The 18,286-nt window shown below is 70.5% G+C and carries 19 protein-coding genes; 13 read left to right on the forward strand and 6 right to left on the reverse strand.

Annotated features, from left to right (window positions below; genetic code table 11):
- Positions 1 to 100 precede the first annotated feature (100 nt).
- Both ACWIF2_RS06825 and ACWIF2_RS06830 read right to left on the reverse strand, forming a co-directional pair.
- On the reverse strand, positions 101 to 1,510 hold the full coding sequence (locus ACWIF2_RS06825) for a condensation domain-containing protein (protein WP_454359007.1): 1,410 nt from the start codon (positions 1,508 to 1,510) through the stop codon (positions 101 to 103).
- 113 nt (positions 1,511 to 1,623) lie between these two features.
- On the reverse strand, positions 1,624 to 2,352 hold the full coding sequence (locus tag ACWIF2_RS06830; RefSeq protein WP_454359009.1) for a MerR family transcriptional regulator: 729 nt from the start codon (positions 2,350 to 2,352) through the stop codon (positions 1,624 to 1,626).
- Between the two features lie 93 nt (positions 2,353 to 2,445).
- On the opposite strand from ACWIF2_RS06830, the gene uvrA reads away from it, so the two are divergent.
- Positions 2,446 to 4,938, forward strand: coding sequence for an excinuclease ABC subunit UvrA (gene uvrA, locus ACWIF2_RS06835; RefSeq protein ID WP_454359011.1), 2,493 nt, complete (start codon positions 2,446 to 2,448; stop codon positions 4,936 to 4,938).
- Positions 4,939 to 5,082: 144 nt separating this feature from the next.
- Here uvrA and ACWIF2_RS06840 read toward each other — a convergent pair whose 3' ends face one another.
- A complete protein-coding gene (locus ACWIF2_RS06840; RefSeq protein ID WP_454359013.1) occupies positions 5,083 to 5,688 on the reverse strand; it encodes a TetR/AcrR family transcriptional regulator in 606 nt (201 codons plus the stop codon).
- A gap of 170 nt (positions 5,689 to 5,858) precedes the next feature.
- On the opposite strand from ACWIF2_RS06840, the gene ACWIF2_RS06845 reads away from it, so the two are divergent.
- Positions 5,859 to 7,304 (forward strand): FAD-dependent monooxygenase, encoded by a 1,446-nt coding sequence (locus ACWIF2_RS06845; protein ID WP_454359014.1) that lies wholly within the window; start codon positions 5,859 to 5,861, stop codon positions 7,302 to 7,304.
- Positions 7,305 to 7,336: 32 nt separating this feature from the next.
- Here ACWIF2_RS06845 and ACWIF2_RS06850 read toward each other — a convergent pair whose 3' ends face one another.
- Positions 7,337 to 7,942, reverse strand: coding sequence for a DUF7848 domain-containing protein (locus tag ACWIF2_RS06850; RefSeq protein ID WP_454359016.1), 606 nt, complete (start codon positions 7,940 to 7,942; stop codon positions 7,337 to 7,339).
- A gap of 104 nt (positions 7,943 to 8,046) precedes the next feature.
- On the opposite strand from ACWIF2_RS06850, the gene ACWIF2_RS06855 reads away from it, so the two are divergent.
- From ACWIF2_RS06855 to ACWIF2_RS06865, 3 genes are read left to right on the forward strand one after another with little or no spacing between them, the layout of a single operon-like run.
- The gene (locus tag ACWIF2_RS06855) at positions 8,047 to 9,012 is read left to right on the forward strand and encodes a helix-turn-helix domain-containing protein (RefSeq protein WP_454359017.1); all 966 of its coding nucleotides are present in this window, start codon (positions 8,047 to 8,049) and stop codon (positions 9,010 to 9,012) included.
- Complete coding sequence (locus tag ACWIF2_RS06860) at positions 8,960 to 9,073, forward strand: DUF397 domain-containing protein (protein WP_454359123.1); 114 nt, start codon at positions 8,960 to 8,962, stop codon at positions 9,071 to 9,073. Before ACWIF2_RS06855 ends, ACWIF2_RS06860 begins: the two co-directional genes overlap by 53 nt.
- Entirely contained in the window at positions 9,061 to 10,749 is a 1,689-nt protein-coding gene (locus tag ACWIF2_RS06865) for a protein kinase domain-containing protein (RefSeq protein WP_454359019.1), read from the forward strand. The genes ACWIF2_RS06860 and ACWIF2_RS06865 overlap by 13 nt, the downstream gene beginning before the upstream one ends.
- A gap of 15 nt (positions 10,750 to 10,764) precedes the next feature.
- Here the strand turns inward: ACWIF2_RS06865 and ACWIF2_RS06870 are convergent, their stop codons facing one another.
- Complete coding sequence (locus ACWIF2_RS06870; RefSeq protein ID WP_454359021.1) at positions 10,765 to 11,082, reverse strand: PLD nuclease N-terminal domain-containing protein; 318 nt, start codon at positions 11,080 to 11,082, stop codon at positions 10,765 to 10,767.
- 67 nt (positions 11,083 to 11,149) lie between these two features.
- On the opposite strand from ACWIF2_RS06870, the gene ACWIF2_RS06875 reads away from it, so the two are divergent.
- Positions 11,150 to 12,601 (forward strand): menaquinone biosynthesis decarboxylase, encoded by a 1,452-nt coding sequence (locus tag ACWIF2_RS06875; protein WP_454359023.1) that lies wholly within the window; start codon positions 11,150 to 11,152, stop codon positions 12,599 to 12,601.
- Positions 12,598 to 13,500, forward strand: coding sequence for a menaquinone biosynthesis prenyltransferase MqnP (gene mqnP / locus ACWIF2_RS06880; RefSeq protein ID WP_454359025.1), 903 nt, complete (start codon positions 12,598 to 12,600; stop codon positions 13,498 to 13,500). Before ACWIF2_RS06875 ends, mqnP begins: the two co-directional genes overlap by 4 nt.
- On the opposite strand, the gene ACWIF2_RS06885 is transcribed toward mqnP, so the two are convergent.
- Entirely contained in the window at positions 13,490 to 14,095 is a 606-nt protein-coding gene (locus ACWIF2_RS06885; RefSeq protein ID WP_454359027.1) for a rhomboid family intramembrane serine protease, read from the reverse strand. The genes mqnP and ACWIF2_RS06885 overlap by 11 nt on opposite strands.
- Positions 14,096 to 14,220: 125 nt before the next feature.
- Between ACWIF2_RS06885 and ACWIF2_RS06890 the strand changes: the two genes are divergently transcribed.
- From ACWIF2_RS06890 to ACWIF2_RS06915, 6 genes are all read left to right on the forward strand, one after another.
- On the forward strand, positions 14,221 to 14,913 hold the full coding sequence (locus ACWIF2_RS06890; protein ID WP_454359028.1) for a UbiX family flavin prenyltransferase: 693 nt from the start codon (positions 14,221 to 14,223) through the stop codon (positions 14,911 to 14,913).
- Between the two features lie 59 nt (positions 14,914 to 14,972).
- Positions 14,973 to 15,428, forward strand: a complete 456-nt coding sequence (locus tag ACWIF2_RS06895; RefSeq protein ID WP_031103084.1) for an Lrp/AsnC family transcriptional regulator — start codon at positions 14,973 to 14,975, stop codon at positions 15,426 to 15,428.
- Positions 15,429 to 15,473: 45 nt separating this feature from the next.
- Entirely contained in the window at positions 15,474 to 16,637 is a 1,164-nt protein-coding gene (mqnE, locus tag ACWIF2_RS06900; RefSeq protein WP_454359030.1) for an aminofutalosine synthase MqnE, read from the forward strand.
- A gap of 72 nt (positions 16,638 to 16,709) precedes the next feature.
- Entirely contained in the window at positions 16,710 to 17,360 is a 651-nt protein-coding gene (locus ACWIF2_RS06905) for a UdgX family uracil-DNA binding protein (RefSeq protein ID WP_454359032.1), read from the forward strand.
- Between the two features lie 16 nt (positions 17,361 to 17,376).
- Positions 17,377 to 17,901 carry an N-acetyltransferase family protein gene (locus ACWIF2_RS06910; protein ID WP_454359034.1) on the forward strand — a complete coding sequence of 175 codons (525 nt, stop codon included), beginning with the start codon at positions 17,377 to 17,379 and terminating at the stop codon, positions 17,899 to 17,901.
- Positions 17,902 to 17,976: 75 nt separating this feature from the next.
- Positions 17,977 to 18,276: a DUF4229 domain-containing protein gene (locus tag ACWIF2_RS06915; protein WP_454359036.1), complete on the forward strand. Its 300-nt coding sequence runs from the start codon at positions 17,977 to 17,979 to the stop codon at positions 18,274 to 18,276.
- The last annotated feature ends 10 nt before the right edge of the window (positions 18,277 to 18,286 follow it).

Here is an 18,286-nt window from a genome sequence, read left to right on the forward strand (position 1 = left end):
CTCCTACGCGGGCGTGTGAGCACGCCCCGGACGGGGCTGAAGCACTGAAGGCCGGTTCCCGCGACTGCGCGTCACGGGAACCGGCCTTCGCCGTCTGGCCCTAATGCGGCCCGGCGGTACTGGTGATGACGTCCCGCAACCGCTCCGCGTACAGCCGCAGGTTCTTGTGGGCGATGTCCGTGTCCGGGTAGCGGCTGGCGAACCACAGGCCCTCGTGCAGCCGGGTGATCCAGGCGCACACCTGGTCGCCGTAGGACACCCGGAGCAGCCCGTACGCGTTCTGGTCCGTCCAGTCGGCCGAGCCGGGGATGCCGCGGGTGTCGACGAAGGAGACGATCGAGTACAGGTCGGGGGAGGTGGGGCGGAAGTCGGCGCCGAGCAGGTGGAGGACCCGGGCGAGGGGGATGCGCGCGAGCCGACGGTTGGCCTGGAGGGCGGCGCGTACGGTGCGCAGGGCGCTCGGGAAGTCGGTGGCCTCGGACATGGGGATCTCGATCGGGGCGCCGCCCACGTACCAGCCGACCGACTGCGACCACTGGGACTTCACCCGGGTGTGGAACGGCACGACCGTACGGTAGACGGGCTCGCCGCCGATCTCGTGGACGATCAGGGCGCTGGCCGCGAGCACTCCGACGAGGCTCCCGCCGTACGGGCGGCAGTACGCCTCGAACGCGGCGGCGGCGTCCGCGTCCACCAGCATCTCGCGCATGAACTTCTGCGTGGGCAGCCCGCCCTCGGGGTCCAGGCCGAGGTCGATCGGGAAGCTCGGCAGCCGTCCGTCGCAGCGGTGGATGAACTCCCGCCAGCGGGCGACGATGTCGTGGTCCGCGTCGATGCGGTCGGCGTCCGCCCGCTCGGCCTCGCAGAAGTCGACGTAGCTGCCCACCGGTTCCGGCTCCGGCGCCGCCGCCACCTCGCCGCCGCCGCGGGCCGCCACGTACAGCTCGTGGATCTCGGCGGGGATGCGGTGGATGGAGTAGGCGTCGACGTTGCTGTGGTCGAACGCCATGTAGACGCTGGTGCAGTCGTCCCGGACCACCGCGGTGTAGATGAGGTTGGGCCAGCGCAGGGCGTCCGCCGTGGTGTCGAAGCGGTCCTGGAGGTGCTGGGCCAGGGCCGCCGGGTCGGTGAAGTCGCCGACCTCCTCGCGGTGCAGGGACACCGAGGAGGCGTCGAGCGTGAAACGGCGGATCGAGTCACCGGGACCGCCCGCCCAGCGGAAGCCGCTGCGCAGGGTCTCGTGCCGCAGGGTCCAGCCGCGCAGCGCCTCGCCCAGCGCGTCCAGATCGGCCCGCCCCGGGATGTCGAACGCCGCGCCCAGCCAGGTCGGCACGAACAGTCCGTCCTCGCGCACGGACCGCGCCGTCCGGAGGTGCGACTCCTGGATGTACGCCGGCGGCCTGGAGTCCTCCGGCAGCGCCTTCGCCGTCGCGACGGTCGCCGGACTGAGTGTCCATTCGACGAGTCGCCCAGGTCGCACCTCGCAACGCTGGATGTCAGTCATTCGCACAGGGCGTCTCCGTTCGCAGGTGGGATAGACCCGACCAAAGGAATGCCGAACTTGCCCTCGACGACACCGGCTTTCGCCACATTTCAATGGAACGGATGGCATCTCGAACGGCGTTACGAGCCTTTGCCGGTGCGCTCTGTTGACGCGAGGTAGCTGTGGAGCGCCCCCGAGCCCTCGATCATCAACCTGGTCCGAGCCGTCAGGGCCTCCCCGCGGGCCGCGACGGCCGCGCGCAGGGCATCGCTGCTGCCCTCTCTCCTCAACCCCTCCAGCACCGGCCGGATCTGGTCGAACAGATAGTGACTGCGGCGCAGGGTGTGCACGAGCCGGGCGTCCCGCACGTCGGCCGGTTCGTAGAGCCGGTATCCGGTGGCGCGCTCGCGCCGGGGCGTGAGCAGCCCGGCGCCCTCCCACACCCGCAGCGCCGACGTCCGTACGCCCAGCAGCGCGGCCACCTCCCCGATGCGCAGTCCGCCGGACCGGGGGAGGGGCGCAGGGGGCTCGGCGGCCAGCAGTTCCAGGGCCTCGCCGGCGGCCCGCAGGGAGACACGCTCCTCGTGCAGGGCGGCGTGCGCCGCGTCGACCAGCGCGAGCGCGCCCGGGACGTCTCCCTCGTGCAGGGTCCGCATGATCCGCGTCGCCGGCACCGGCCCGTAGCCCCGCATCAGGGTCCGGTACGTCAGCAGCGCGCCGCGGTGCACCTCGGTGAAGGCCCGGTAGCCGGACGCGGTCCGGGCGGCCGGGGGGAGCACACCGGCGTCCTCGTAGTTGCGGATCTGCTGCGTCGAGACACCGGCCGACCGGGCGAGGTCGACGGGCCGGAGGCGGCGTTCGTTCGTCATCGATTTGAAGGTTACGGCAGCAGGCAGCGGGCCATATCGCTCAAAAGTTTCTCAAAAGTCTCAACACCGCACTTCAATGGAAGACTTGAAGGAATGGACTCCTTCATTCGCGTGACCGGTGCCCGGCTCCACAACCTCAGGAACGTCTCCCTCTCCCTCCCGAAGAACAAGCTGGTCGTCCTGACCGGCCTGTCCGGTTCCGGCAAGTCCACCCTCGCCTTCGACACCCTCCACCGGGAGGGCCAGCGGCAGTATCTGGAGTCGCTGGGCATGGTCACCGGCTTCGTCAGCAAGCCCGCCGTCGACTCGATCACCGGCCTGTCCCCGTCCATCAGCGTCGACCAGCACCACACCAACCGCAGCCCGCGCTCCACGGTCGGCACGGTCACGGAGGTGTTCACGTATCTGCGGCTGCTGTGGTCGCGCATCGGGGTACGGCCGTGCCCCGGCTGCGGGAAGGACATCCCGCCGTCGTACGCCGAGGGCGCCGAGGGCGACGAGGACGCCGAGGCGGAGCAGCGGCCCTGCCCGCACTGCGGCACGCCCGTGCCCGAACTCGTGATGGGCTCCTTCTCGTTCAACAAGCCCGCCGGAGCCTGCCCGGCCTGCACCGGCCTGGGCGAGGTGATCCGGCCCGACGTACGGCGCCTGGTCGACGGCGGGAAGTCGGTCGCCCAGGGCGCGGTGAAGGGCTGGAACGCGAAGTACACCGACTGGAGCCTCCCCGTGCTGCGGGCCGCCGCCGGCCACTACGGCTTCACCTTCGACGCGGACGCGCCGGTCGACGAACTGGGCGACATCCCGAGGGACCTGCTGCTCCACGGCGTCGAAAGCCCCGAGTTCCGGCGGCACTTCCCGGACACCGATCCGCCGGCGACGGTGTCGGGGGGCCGCTTCGAAGGGGTCGCGACGGCGCTGCTGCGCCGCTACAACGACCGTGCCGACGACCCCGGGTACCGCGAGCGGGCCGAACAGCAGGGCCTGCTGAAACAACCCTGCGGGGAGTGCGGCGGGACCCGGCTGCGGCCGGAGAGCCGGGCGGTGACCGTCCACGGACACACCATCGTCGAGGCTGCCCGGCTTCCCCTGACCGACCTCGACACCTGGCTGGCCGGTCTGCGGGAGCGGTCCGGCGGGGACGAGTGGCTGCTCGTGGAACCGGTCGTCGCCGACCTGGAGGAGCGGGTACGGCGGCTGGTCGACGTCGGCGTCGGCTACCTCACCCTGGACCAGGCGACACCGAGTCTGTCGGCCGGCGAGACCCAGCGTCTGCGGCTGGCCGCCCTGCTGGGCTCGGGCCTCACGGGCGTCCTCTACGTCCTCGACGAGCCGACGATCGGACTGCACCCCTCCGACACCGAGCGGCTGGTCCGCGTCCTGCGCAGGCTGCGCGACCTGGGCAACACGGTGCTGGTCATCGAACACGACCTCGATGTGCTGCGGGCGGCGGACTGGGTGGTGGACGTCGGCCCGGGGGCAGGGCGCGACGGAGGCCGGATCGTCGCCGAGGGCACACCGGCGGAGGTGGCACGCACCGAAGGGTCGACGACCGGGGCGTATCTGTCGGGCCGGCTGCCCGCCCCGGCGTCGCGGGGCCGCGCGGACGCCGCCGAGGCGCTGGTGATCCACGGCGCCCGGGCGCACAACCTCAAGGACGTCACCACCCGGATTCCGCTCGGCCGCCTGGTCACGGTCACCGGCCCGTCCGGCTCGGGCAAGTCGACGCTGATCCTGGACGTCCTGGGCAGTGCCGCCCGCCGCCACTTCCACGGTGCAGGGGAGCGGCCGGGTGAGCATGACTCCATCGACGGCTGGGAGCACCTGTCCAAGGCGGTCCTCATCGACCAGGAGCCGATCGGCAGGGTCCCGCGCTCCAACGCGGCGACGTACTCCGACGTCTTCACCCCCGTCCGGGAGACCTACGCGGCCCACTCCAAGGGCGCCCTCACACCCGGCCACTTCTCCTTCAACGTCCCCGGAGGCCGCTGCGAACGCTGCGAGGGTGCCGGTGTGCTCACCGTCCATATGCACTTCCTCCCGGCCGTGGAGGTGCGCTGCCCCACCTGCAAGGGGCGCCGCTTCCGGCCCGAGGTGCTGGCCGTGCGCTACCAGGGCCACGACATCGCCGAGCTCCTCGCGGCGACGGTGGACGAGGCGCTGACGGTCTTCGCCGGTGTCCCGGCGGTCGCCTCCAGGCTCCGGCGCATGGTGGACGTGGGCCTCGGCTACCTGCCCCTGGGCCAGCCCGCCACCACCCTCTCCGGCGGAGAGGCCCAACGCCTCAAACTGGCCAAGGAACTGGGCCGCCGCACCACGGGCCGCACCCTCTACCTCCTCGACGAGCCCACCACCGGCCTGCACGCCGCCGACACCGCCCGCCTCCTCGGCGTCCTCCAACGCCTCGTCGACGCCGGGCACTCCGTCGTCACCATCGAGCACAACCTCGACGTCATCCACGCCTCGGACTGGCTGATCGACCTGGGGCCGGTCGGCGGGGCCGGTGGAGGCCGGGTGGTGGCGGAGGGCACCCCGCGGGAGGTGGCAGCCGCGCGGGCGTCCAGGACGGGTGGGTTTCTGGCTGGGTGACGTGCGCCGCGCTCTCGGGGCCGCCCGCTTCTTCGGCGGTGTCGTGCTTCCACGGCCCGCGTCAAGGGCGCTTCGCGTCGCCTTCGGCGATGGCCCGGCGGGCCATCCTTGACCCAGGTTGGCAGAGGCGTGGGTGGGGGCGGGTCAGGGGCTCGGCGCGGTCAGGTACCGCTGGATGGTCGGTGCCAGCCATGCCACGATCTCCGCCCGCGTCAGCCCCACTGCCGGAGGCATCCGCAGCACGTACCGCGTGAGCGCCAGCCCCAGCAGCTGCGACGCGATGAGTGCCGCCCGTGCCGGGACCTGCTCGGGGTCGGGGCACACCTGCCGGGCGACCGGCAGCAGCTGCTCCCGCAGGATGCCCTGCATGCGCTCCGCCCCGGCCTGGTTGGTCACGCCGACCCGCAGCAGGGCGGTGAGGACCTCGTTGTCCTCCCACATGTCGAGGAAGTGCTCGACGAGGATCCGCCCCGCGTCCTGCCGGCGGTCCGCCCCGCTCACGTCCGGCAGCCGCAGGTCGATGGCGACGGCCGCCGCGAAGAGGCCCTCCTTGTTGCGGTAGTACCGCATCACCATCGACGGGTCGATGTTCGCGTCCTTGGCGATGGCGCGGATGGTGGCTCGCTCGTAGCCGTCGGTCGCGAAGCGCTCGCGGGCCGCTGCGAGGATCGCGCCGCGGGTGGCGTCGGAGCGGCGGGGGGTGCCGGTGCCGGAGCCGGGGGCCGGGGGAGTGCTGTCGCTGCTGTTCACGCCAACAAGCGTAGGCCAACGGGTGTGGGTCAACAAGCGTTCGCCAACAGTTGTTTGCCAACACCTGTTGACTCACTCTCCGGCGCCTCGCTATCGTGGTCAACGAGCGTTGGCCAACATTTGTTGGCGCACAGGCGATGGCAACCCAGCGTTGGCAACAGGAGGCCACCATGAACGGCACCGCCACCCACCGCACCGTGATCGTCGTCGGCTCCGGCCCCACCGGCCTCCTCCTCGCCGGTGACCTCGCCACAGCCGGCGTCACCGTGAGCCTGGTCGAGAAGCGAGCGCAAAAGATCAGCAACCTCTCCCGCGCCTTCGGGGTGCACGCCCGCACCATGGAGCAGCTCGACGCCCGCGGCCTCGCCGACGAACTCCTCGCCACCGGCGACACCATCACCGGCCTGCGGCTCTTCCGCCGCCTCTCCCTCGATCTGAGCACGCTGCCCTCGCGCTTCCCGTTCCTGCTCATCACCCCGCAGTACGAGGTCGAGCGGCTCCTGGAGCGGCGAGCCCGGGAGGCCGGGGTCGAGTTCGCGTACGAGAGCGAGGTCGTGGGGCTGCGACAGGACGACGAGGGGGTCGACCTCGACGTGCGCGGCGCGGACGGTGCGATCGTCACCCGCCGGGCGGCCTATGTCGTCGGCGCCGACGGTCACCGCAGCGCCGTGCGGGAGGCGATCGGCCTGGACTTCCCCGGTGTCTCCGTCATCAAATCGCTGATCCTGGCCGATGTCCGGCTGGCCGAGAAGCCCGAGGGCGTCCTCACCGTCAACGGCCGCGGCGACGCCTTCGCGATGATCGCCTCCTTCGGTGACGGCTGGTACCGGGTCATGGGCTGGAACCGCCGCAACGAGGTCTCCGACGACGCCCCGCTCGACCTCGACGAGGTCAAGGAGATCACCCGCCGTGCCCTGGGCACCGACTACGGCATGCACGACGCCCGCTGGCTCTCCCGTTTCCACAGCGACGAGCGTCAGGCACCGCACTACCGGGTCGGGCGGGTCTTCCTCGCCGGGGACGCTGCACACATCCACTCCCCGGCCGGCGGGCAGGGCATGAACACCGGCCTCCAGGACGCCGCCAACCTGAGCTGGAAGCTCGCCGCGGCCGTCCAGGGCCGGGCCCCCGAAGGGCTCCTCGACAGTTACGAGGCCGAGCGCCACCCGGTCGGCAGCGCGGTGCTGCGCAGCAGTGGCGGACTGGTCAGGCTGGCCCGCGCGCGGAATCCGCTGCTGCGTGCCGCCCGCGCCCTGGTCTCCGCGTTCGTCGACATGGCCCCGCCCGTCCAGCGCAAGGCCCTGGGCCAGATCACCGGGATCGGCTACGCCTACCCCGCCCCCCGCGGCGCCCATCGCCTCACCGGCACCCGCGTCCCCGACGTCGCCCTGAAGGACGGCCGGCTCTACGAAGCGCTGCGCGGCGGCCGGTTCGTGCTGATCACACCCGGGACGTACGAAGGCCCCGGTGCCCGTGAGGGGTGGCTGACCGTGGAGCGCTGGGCGGGCGACCGCCGTACGACCGTCCTGGTACGGCCCGACGGATACGTGGCCTGGGCGGCGGAGGGCGCGGACGCGGCGGGGATCGAGGAGGCGGTGGCCCGGTACCTGGGCTAGGCGAGAAGCGGGCGGCCCCGACGGTCGCTCCGTCAGCCCTGCCTCTCCAGCACCGCGTAGTCCGCGAAGCTGCGGCGGTAGCGCAGGTGCCGGGTCTCCTGAGTGTGCCTGCGCTGCCACTCCTCGACCTCGCCGGGGGCCTGGCAGGGGCCCGAGCTCGCCCCGCAGTCCGTCTCCTCCCCGGAGACGCAGTACGCCTGGTACTCCGGCAGGGCGGAGGCGTCCTGCACGATCGTGTAAGGGACGTACCGGAAGAGCCTGCGCCCTGCCGATTCCCCACCGTGTTCGTTGCGTTGATGCTTGCGCAGCAGGACGTTCGCGTCCGTCACCGCACTTCCGTCGAACGACGCCCGGGCCTTGTCCCGTTGGGCGGCGAGCTCCTCGCAGGTCGCGCACCCGGGCACCGGGACGGGAGGCCGGGCCGGATCGGCCGACAGTCCCTCCCTGGAACGGTCGTTGGCCGCGCGTACGCCCGCACTGATCCGTTCCTCGGGTGTGGCCGGCCTGATCCGTGCCGGGTCGGCCTGCCATTCCCGGCCGCCGCCGACCGGGCGCAGCATCACGTACGGGCCGGTCTTGTCCTGGTACTCGCCGACCTTGTTCGTGTGCGGGTCGTAGACGAGCGTTCCCGGTTCCATTTCGTGCTCCTCCGTAACTCTGGGTGTATCGAGCGTTGCGCAGGGGAATGGGCCGGATCAATGTTTCGGGCGTGCGGGTGGTGCACTGTCACGGAGGGGGAGCCGTGAGTCGACGCAATGGCAGCGCGGGCGCGGGGGCCGGGGTGAGTACGGCGGCCGTGTTCGGGGAGGTGCTCAAGCATTTCCGCGAAGCGGCGTTGCTCACGCAGGAGGGCTTGGCGGGCCGTATCCCGTGCGACCGTTCGCACGTGGCCCGGGTGGAGGCGGGGACGAGGGTTCCGACGGACGGTTTCGCCAAGACCTGCGATGAACTGCTCGGTACGGGTGGGGTGTTGCAGCGGTTGTGGGGCCGGATCGACTGGTATCCGCAGGTGGAGCATCCTGATTGGTTCCGGCGGCGCGCTGAGATGGATGAGGTGGCCGTGGCGTTGCGGGAGTACCAGGAGCGGTTGATTCCAGGCCTGTTGCAGACAGGTGACTACGTTCGCGCGCTGTTCGCGCGCGTCACCAGCGGGAACGAGGTCGAGGAGCGCGCTCGCGCCCGACTGAGTCGGCAGCGACGGTTCCTGGCGGAGGGCGGCCCGCTCTATATCGCCATCCTGGACGAGAGCTGCCTGCGCAACGTGGTCGGCAGCCCGGAGGTAATGAGGGACCAGTGTGCGCATCTGCTCAGCGTTGGGCAGCGCCCCAACATCCGTGTCCAGGTTGCCCCGGCGAGCTTCTCGGAACTCTTGCGACCCAACGTTTCCATGTCGCTGATCGAGCTGCCGGACGGGCGTCGATGGGTGTACTCGGAGTCCCTGGACCGTGGCCACTTTACGGACGATCCGGCCATCTACACACGTCACAGCCACGCCTATGATGTGCTCAGGGCAGACGTTCTGTCAGTCCGCGAGTCCGTCGCCCTGATCAGCGACGTGATGGAAGGGTACGAGCAGCATGAAGAGGCACGAACTCTGCGCGGCGATCTGGATCAAGAGCAGCTACAGCGGCGAAAACGGCGGCAACTGCATAGAAATAGCCCCCGGTTTCCCCAACACCGTCCCGGTCCGCGACAGCAAAGCCCCTGACAGAGCCGTACTGCTCGTGTCCCGCGAAGCCTGGGCGGCGTTCATTTCGTGTCTTCGCTGAGGCCGGACGACCCGCGCTCCATAGGCGACTACCAGCTGCTGGGGCGGCTGGGCGCCGGAGGAATGGGCCGGGTCTACCTGGGGCGTTCGCCGGGTGGGCGGGACGTCGCCGTCAAGGTCGTGCACGCAGAGCTGGTGCGTAGGCCGGAGTTCCGGTCCCGGTTCCGCCGGGAGGTGGAGGCGGCCCGGCTGGTCAGCGGTGCGTTCACCGCTCCTGTCATCGACGCAGACCCGGACGCGCCGCTGCCCTGGTTGGTCACCAGTTACATAGCGGGGCCGTCGCTGGAGCAGGCGGTCGTGGAGCAGGGCCCCTTCGGTACGGACGCCGTACGGCGCCTCGCCGCGGGGCTCGCAGAGGCGCTCGTGTCGATCCACTCGGTGAACCTGGTCCACCGTGACCTCAAGCCGTCCAACGTGCTGCTCGCTCAGGACGGGCCGCGTGTCATCGACTTCGGGATCGTGCGCAGTGTCGAGGGCGACTCGCTCACCGGGACCGGGCACATGGCGGGCTCGCCCGGGTTCATGGCGCCGGAGCAGGTCAGCGGCGACGAGATCACGCCCGCCACCGACATCTTCTGCCTGGGCGCGGTGCTGGCGTTCGCGGCGACCGGCGGCAATCCGTTCGGCGCCGGACCCACCCCCGCCCTGCTCTACCGGGTCGTCCACAACGAGCCCGATGTCACCGCCGTAGGGGACCCGGCGCTGCGGGCCCTGATCGCCGCGTGTCTGGCGAAGGACCCGGCCGACCGTCCCACGCCGCGCGACATCCTCGCCCGGATCGGCCCGGCCGACGCCGAGAGCACGATGGCGCTGCCGCGCATCCCGCCGGGGCCCGACACCGCCGCCGACCGCACCCGCGTAACGGCCCCGGCCAGGCGCACGCGTGAGGCGGCCCCGCCCCGGCCGGCCCGTCCGGCCACTCAAGTCGAACCCACCCCGCCACCTGCCGGTCGCAGCCGACGTGCGTTCCTGCTGTCCGGCGCCGGGGCGGTCGCCGCGCTCGGCGTCGGTGCCGGGCTGTGGTTCAACCGGCCCGAGCCAGACGGCAGGCCCGAGTCCGGCCCCCGGCCCGCGCAGCCGGTCGGCGTCTGGCCGCTCGACGAGGCCTCCGGCGCGCTCGCCCGGGACACCGCCGGTGACAACGACGGCACCGCGAGCGGGGTCAGGTGGCGGGCCGGCGAGGACGGGGGCGCCGTGTTCGACGGGAACGGGAGCCAGATCATCACCGAGGTGCCGGTGCTGAGGACCGGGGCCGGACGGAGCTTCACGGTCGCGGCCTGGGTGCGTCTGGCCACCGAGCCGGGCACCTTCGCCACCGCCGTCAGCCAGGAGGCCGGTGACGCCAGCGGCTTCTACCTCCAGTACTCCAGCGACGAGAAGCGCTGGGCCTTCGCCCGGCCCGGACAGCGCGCCGTGGGGTACTCCGTGCCCGCCGTGAACACCTGGACGCACCTGGTGGGCGTCTGTGATGGGGCCGGGCGGAAGCTGCGGCTCTACGTGGACGGCGTGCAGCAGGCGGAGACCCGTGACATCCGGCCGTTGCCCGCACCCGGCGGGCTGATGATCGGCCGCGCCACCTACGAGGGGCGGCCCAGCGACTTCTTCCCCGGCGCGATCAGGGACGTACGCGTCTTCGACAAGGCCCTCACCAGCGCCCGGATCAAGGCGCTGGTTTGAGCGGCGCGGCGACGGTCAGGGCTCGTCGCGCTTCGGGTCGTCGTCCCTCTTCGGGTCCTCGTCGAGGGACTTGAGGAAGTCGGGGTTGTCGTCGGGCGCGACCCACTGCCGGGAGCGGCTGCCCCGGACGCCGGACCAGCCCTCCGCGGCCGGGCGGCGCTTCTTGCCGGCGATGAGCCAGGAGATCGAACCCACGAGCGGGAACACCAGCACGAGCAGTGCCCAAAGCGGCTTGGGCATGTGACGGATGTCGTCGTCCTTGGTGCTGATGCAGTCGATGAACGCGTACACGCTCAGCGCCAGCGGCACGAGGAACATGAGTACCCGGAGCATGCGGCCTCTCAGCGAAAGCGGGTGGGCGGTTCAGGGCCAGGGTAGCCGCTCGGGGATACTGGACCGCATGGCTTACGACGATCTTCGCTCCCTGCTCCGGGCGCTGGAGCGCGAGGGCGACCTCAAGCGCATCAAGGCCGAGGTGGACCCGTACCTGGAGGTCGGGGAGATCGTCGACCGGGTGCAGAAGGCCGGCGGCCCCGCGCTGCTCTTCGAGAACGTGCGCGGCTCGAGCATGCCGCTCGCGATGAACGTGTTCGGCACGGACCGGCGGCTGCTGAAGGCCCTGGAGCTGAAGTCGTACGCCGAGATCTCCGAGCGGATCGGCGGGCTGCTGAAGCCCGAGCTGCCGCACGGGTTCGTCGGCGTGCGCGAGGCCTTCGGAAAGCTCGGCTCGATGACGCACGTCCCGCCGAAGAAGGTCAAGGACGGACCGGTGCACGAGGTCGTCCTCACCGGCGACGACGTCGACCTGGACCAGCTCCCGGCCCTGTTCACCTGGCCGAAGGACGGCGGCTCCTTCTTCAATCTGGGGCTCACCCACACCAAGGACCCGGAGAGCGGCGTCCGCAACCTCGGGCTGTATCGCCTGCAGCGCCACGACAAGCGCACCATCGGCATGCACTGGCAGATCCACAAGGACAGCCGCAACCACTACCAGGTGGCGGCGAGGAGGGGTGAGCGGCTGCCCGTCGCGATCGCCTTCGGCTGTCCGCCCGCCGTGACGTACGCGTCGACGGCCCCGCTGCCGGGGGACATCGACGAGTACCTGTTCGCCGGGTTCCTCGCGGGCAAGCGGATCGAGATGGTCGACTGCAAGACCGTGCCGCTCCAGGTGCCGGCGCAGGCGGAGGTCGTCATCGAGGGCTGGCTGGAGCCGGGCGAGATGCTGCCCGAGGGCCCCTTCGGCGACCACACCGGCTTCTACACCCCGCAGGAGCCCTTCCCCGCGCTGAAGATCGACTGTGTGACGATGCGGAAGCGGCCGCTGCTCCAGTCGATCGTGGTGGGTCGCCCTCCGACGGAGGACGGGCCCCTGGGCCGCGCGACGGAACGCTTCTTCCTCCCGCTGCTGAAGATCATCATCCCGGACATCGTGGACTACCACCTGCCGGAGGCGGGCGGCTTCCACAACTGCGCGATCGTCTCGATCGACAAGAAGTACCCGAAGCACGCGCAGAAGGTCATGCACGCCATCTGGGGCGCGCACATGATGTCGCTGACCAAGCTGATCGTGGTCGTCGACTCCGACTGCGACGTCCACGATCTGCACGAGGTCGCCTGGCGGGCCCTCGGCAACACGGACTACGCCCGGGATCTGAGCATCGTCGAAGGGCCCGTCGACCACCTCGACCACGCCTCCTACCAGCAGTTCTGGGGCGGCAAGGCGGGCATCGACGCGACGAAGAAGTGGCCCGAGGAGGGCTACACCCGCGACGGCGGCTGGCCCGACATGGTGGAGTCCGACCCGGAGACGGCGGCGAAGGTGGACCGCCGGTGGAAGGAGTACGGGCTGTGACCTCCGCATCCGCCGCGATCCCCCAGCCGGGACGCACGAAGGCGTTCCTGCGTCTGGTGATGATCGAGCACTCGGTCTTCGCGCTGCCCTTCGCCTATATCGCCGCGCTCACGGCGATGTTCCAGCTGGACCGGAACATCCACTGGGGGCGGCTGCTGCTGGTCACCGTCTGCATGGTGGGGCTGCGTACCTTCGCCATGGCGGTCAACCGGATCATCGACCGGGAGATCGACGCCCGTAACCCGCGCACGGCGCAGCGCGAGCTGGTGACGGGCGCGATGTCGGTGAAGCACGCCTGGACGGGCGCGCTCGTCGCCCTCGTCGTCTTCCTCGGCGCGGCGGCCCTGCTCAACCCGCTCTGCCTGGCCCTGGCCCCCATCGCGGTGATCCCGATGGTGGTCTACCCCTACGGCAAGCGGTTCACGAACTTCCCGCAGGCCATCCTCGGTCTCGCCCAGGCGATGGGCCCGGTCGGCGGCTGGCTCGCCATCACCGGCACCTGGTCCTGGGACGCGGTCATCCTCGGCCTCGCCGTCGGCATCTGGATCGGCGGCTTCGACCTGATCTACGCCTGCCAGGACGTCGAGACGGACCGCGAGATCGGCGTCATGTCCGTCCCGGCCCGCTTCGGCATCCCGGCGGCGGTCTGGGGCGCACGGGTCTGCCACGCCCTCACGACGGCCCTGTTCGTCTGGTACGCCCTGACCACCGACGCGGGCGCCTTCTTCTGGCTGGGCCTGCTGATCGTCGCGTCCGCGTTCCTGTACGAGCACTCGATCGTCCGCCCCCACGACCTCTCCCGCGTGAACCGCGCCTTCTTCAGCGTCAACGGCTTCATCGGCATCGCCCTGTTCGTGTGCGCGCTGCTCGACCTGCTGGTGCGTGGCCTCACCGTTTGAGCGCGGGCGGTGCTGCCGGGTGGCGGCGGAACGCGAACGCCGCCGCCACCCCGGCCATCAGCCCCAGCAGGTGACCCTGCCAGCTGACGCCCGACTGGGTCGGGGCGATGCCGGTCAGGATGGAGCCGCCCCAGATCGCGGCGATCAGGATGCCGGTCAGGATGCCCAGGGGGCGGCGTTCGAGGAAGCCGGTGACCAGGAGGAAGCCGAAGAGGCCGAAGATCAGGCCGGAGGCTCCCGCGGTGTTGGTGTGCGGCGGGGATATCAGCCAGACGCCCAGGCCGTCGACGAGGACGATCAGCGCCGCCACCAGGAGGAAACGGCGCAGCCCGCTGAGCGCGGCCAGGAAGCCCAGCACCAGCAGCGGCACGGTGTTCGCCACCAGATGGGCGAAGCCGAAGTGGATGAACGCCGAGGGGACGACGTCGATCAGTTCGGACGGCTCGCGCGGGGTGACCCCGAAGCCGTCCAGCGCGTGGCCGGTCGCCACATCCACCACTTCCAGCAGCCACAACAGCGCCACCCAGGCCAGCATCAGCTTGCCCGCGGCCAGCGCGCGATCGCCCTGTGACCTCCCGGCTTCCGGACCAGACATGGCGACCCCCAGCGCTCGCTCATCTCCTTAGGGGTCCTCGCACTGTGAGAGCGAGGACCCCTTTGTGCAACGGCCCGCACCCCTGCACCGGTTCCCACCCTGTGACGCCCGATAGGCTCGGTGTTGTGAACCCAGTCAAGCCAGGCGAGACGCCACGTACGCCTTGGATCGTAGGGGTGTCCGGGGCCTCCGGCACCCCGTATGCCGCTGCCGTGCTGCGGGCCCTCCTCGAGGCCGGTGAGAGTGTCGATCTCGTGGTGTCGCGGGCCTCGCGGCTCACCCTGCTGGATGAGACCGGCATCTCCTTCCGGGACGCCCACTGGCGTGACGACCTGCGGGAATGGCTGTCCCGTGGCGCCGACGGCAAGCCGGACACCTTCTCCGTCGACCTCGACGCCGTACGGCACTGGAGCGCCGGCGACCTGGCCGCCGGGCCCTCCTCGGGGTCGTACCCCACCAAGGGCATGCTGATCGTGCCCGCCTCGACGGCGAGCGTGGCCGGTGTCGCGCTCGGGCTGTCGAAGGACCTGCTGCAGCGGGCGGCGAGCGTCACCCTGAAGGAGGGCCGCCCCCTCGTCGTGGCCGTACGCGAGACCCCGCTGAACGGCCAGACCCTGCGGCACCTGGTCACCCTCGACGACGCGGGCGCGCACGTCGTACCGGCCTCACCCGCCTTCTACGCGGGCGCCACGCACATCCAAGACCTGGTGGACTTCGTCGCCGGACGCGTACTCGACGCGGCGGGCGTGCCGCACCGGCTCTACCGCCGTTGGCAAGGTGAGCTCGGCGGCGGGTCGCACCGCGCCGACTCCCAGTGAGCACGACCGGCGAAACCTCATCGGACCACAGACAACTTCAGCGGAAGGCTTCGATCGCAATGGACGCGGTGGACAGGCAGCTCATCCAGGCCCTGAGGGAGAACGGCCGGGCCTCCTACGCGGAGCTGGGACGCCTCGTCGGCCTGTCGGGACCCAGTGTCACCGACCGCATCAACCGGCTGGAGGCGGCCGGTGTCATCACCGGCTACCGGGCCACCGTCGACGCCGCCTCGCTCGGCCTCGGTGTCACCGCCCTGGTCGGCATCTCGCTCTCCGACGCCACCGACCACGAGGACGTGGCACAGCGGCTGAAGGACCTCTCGGAGATCGAGGACTGCTGGTTCATCGCGGGCGACGACTCGTACATGCTCAAGGTGCGGGCGGCGGACGTGGACGGCCTGGAGAAGATGATCCGGCGGCTCAGCGGAACCAAGGGCGTCTCCCGGACGCGTACGACCATCGTGCTCTCCACCAAGTGGGAGAACCGGGTCGGGGAGCTGCCCGAAGAGGAGTAGGTCGGTAGTCGTACGGTTGGGTCGTCTTCGTAGAAAGGTGTGGGCATGGATCTCGGGCTCAAGCGCGAGCTGGAGGAGAAGGTCAGGACGGGTGTCCGTCTGACCCGTGAGGACGGCATCGCGCTGTACGAGTCGGACGACCTGGCCTGGCTCGGCGGCCTCGCGCACGAGGTGCGCACCCGCAAGAACGGCGACGTCGTGCACTTCAACGTCAACCGTCACCTCAACATGACGAACGTGTGCACGGCCTCCTGCGCGTACTGCTCCTTCCAGCGCAAGCCGGGGGAGAAGGACGCGTACACGATGCGCATCGAGGAGGCCGTCAAGCTCGCCAAGGCGATGGAGTCGGAGAACCTCACCGAGCTGCACATCGTCAACGGCCTGCACCCGAACCTGCCGTGGCGGTACTACCCGCGCTCGCTGCGGGAGCTGAAGGCGGCCCTGCCGCACGTCTCGCTGAAGGCCTTCACGGCGACCGAGATCCACCACTTCGAGACCATCTCGGGGATGAGCGCCTCCGAGATCCTCGACGAGCTGATCGAGGCCGGTCTTGAGTCGCTGACCGGTGGCGGTGCCGAGATCTTCGACTGGGAGGTCCGGCAGCACATCGTCGACCACCGCACCCACTGGGAGGACTGGTCGCGCATCCACCGGCTCGCCCACGAGAAGGGTCTGAAGACCCCGGCCACGATGCTCTACGGCCACATCGAGGAGCCGCGCCACCGCGTGGACCACGTGCTGCGGCTGCGCGAGCTGCAGGACGAGACCGGCGGCTTCCAGGTCTTCATCCCGCTGCGCTACCAGCACGACTTCGTCGACATGAAGGACGGGAAGGTACGGAATCGCCTTCAGGCGCGGACGCAGATGGCGACCGGTGCGGAGGCCCTGAAGACCTTCGCCGTGTCGCGGCTGCTGTTCGACAACGTGCCGCACGTCAAGGTCTTCTGGGTGATGCACGGGGTGCAGACCGCGCAGTTGGCTCTGCAGCACGGGGCCGATGACATGGACGGGTCGGTCGTCGAGTACAAGATCACTCACGATGCGGACAACTTCGGGACGCCGAACAAGCTGACGCGTGAGGATCTGCTGGATCTGATTCGTGATGCCGGGTTCCGGCCTGTGGAGCGGAACACTCGGTACGAGATCATCCGTGAGTACGAGGGGGCTGACCCGGAGCGTCGGGAGTCGCCTCAGCCGATGAGGGTGTGAGTTTTTCGGGTGCGGGTGTGTGGGGGCTGGTCGCGCAGTTCCCCGCGCCCCTGGGTGGGGTACCCGGGGGGCATGGTCAGGACCGGGGCGTCTGAGGATGCCTATACCGCTGAGCCGTTTCTTCCCGGTCGCGGTGGGTTGACCGCGCTGCGCCGGGCCGCTGCCGAGTGCCGGGGATGTCCCCTGCATCGGGATGCCACGCAGACTGTTTTCGGCGCCGGCAGCGAGGACGCCCGGGTGATGCTCGTCGGTGAGCAGCCCGGGGATCAGGAGGACCGGCAGGGGAAGCCGTTCGTCGGGCCCGCCGGGCGACTTCTGGACCGGGCGTTGGAGGAAGCCGGGATCGATCCGTCCGCGGCGTATGTCACCAACGCGGTCAAGCACTTCAAGTTCACGCAGGCCGAGCCCCGGAAGCGGCGTATTCACAAGGCTCCGAACCTTCGGGAGATGACCGCGTGCGGGCCCTGGCTGGCCGCGGAGCTCGCGGTCGTGGAGCCGGAGCTGATCGTCGTGCTGGGGGCGACCGCCGGGAAGGCGCTGCTCGGGTCCTCGTTCCGGGTCACGCAGGTGCGGGGCACGGTGCTGGAGGAGGAGATCCACGGGAGGGCGGAGCGGCTGGTGCCCACGGTGCATCCGTCGGCGGTGCTGCGGGCGGACGACCGGGAGGCGGCGTACCGGGGCCTCGTCTCGGATCTGGAAGTGGCGGCGCGGGCGTTGTCGTAATAGCTACAATCCCTGTGTGCCTCTTACCTTCACCCTGGATCCCGCCGTCACGCCCGAACTGCGTGACGGCATTCTCGACCTGTGGGCCGACGTCTCCAATGCCGGGGGAGCCGTCGGGTTCGTGCCGCCCGTGGTGCGTGAGGACATCCGGCCCTCGTTGCTGACGCACTTCGCGTCGATGGCTGAGGGCAAGGTCAGGCTGCTCGTCGGGTGCGACGAGGAGGGGCGGGTCGCGGCGACCGCGTTCCTGACCCTCAACACGCACCACCTGATGACGCACTGGCTGTGGCTGTACACGGTGATGGTGCATCCGCGTCACCAGGGGAAGGGGTACGGCCGTGACCTGCTGGGCGCTGCCGCGGAGGCGGCCCGGGGGCTCGACGGCATCGGGGCGATCCGGCTGACCTGCCGGGGCGGGCTCGGTCTCGAGCGGTTCTACGAGTCCTGCGGCTACAAGGAGGTCGGCCGGATCCCGGGCGCCATCAGGGTCGCGCCGGGCGACGACCGGGACGACGTGATCATGCTCCTGCCGCTGAGCTGACCCCCCTGAAAGATCGGCTGCCGGGCGTGCTTCACTGAACACTGGCCCTTTTTGGAATCGGAAGAGTGGATTGAGATGCTCCGCTACACACTGATGCGCCTCGGGATCTTCGTGGGCTGCCTCGTGGTCGTCTGGGGCCTCGTCTACTCCGGCCTCGCCCCGCGCGGCCTCGGCGACAGCAACGGCCTGTGGATCGTGACGCTCGCCCTGCTGCTCTCCGCGCCGATCAGCTTCGTCGTGCTGCGCAAGGAGCGCGACCGCGCCTCCGTGCAGATCGTGCACCGGGTCGACCGAATGAAGGCCAACATGGAGGCCAACCGCAGCCAGGAGGACTCGGCCGACGAGACCAGCCGGGCGCAGGGTCAGGCCTCGTAAGGTTCCTCAC

The organism is Streptomyces sp. NPDC055506 (assembly GCF_053643595.1).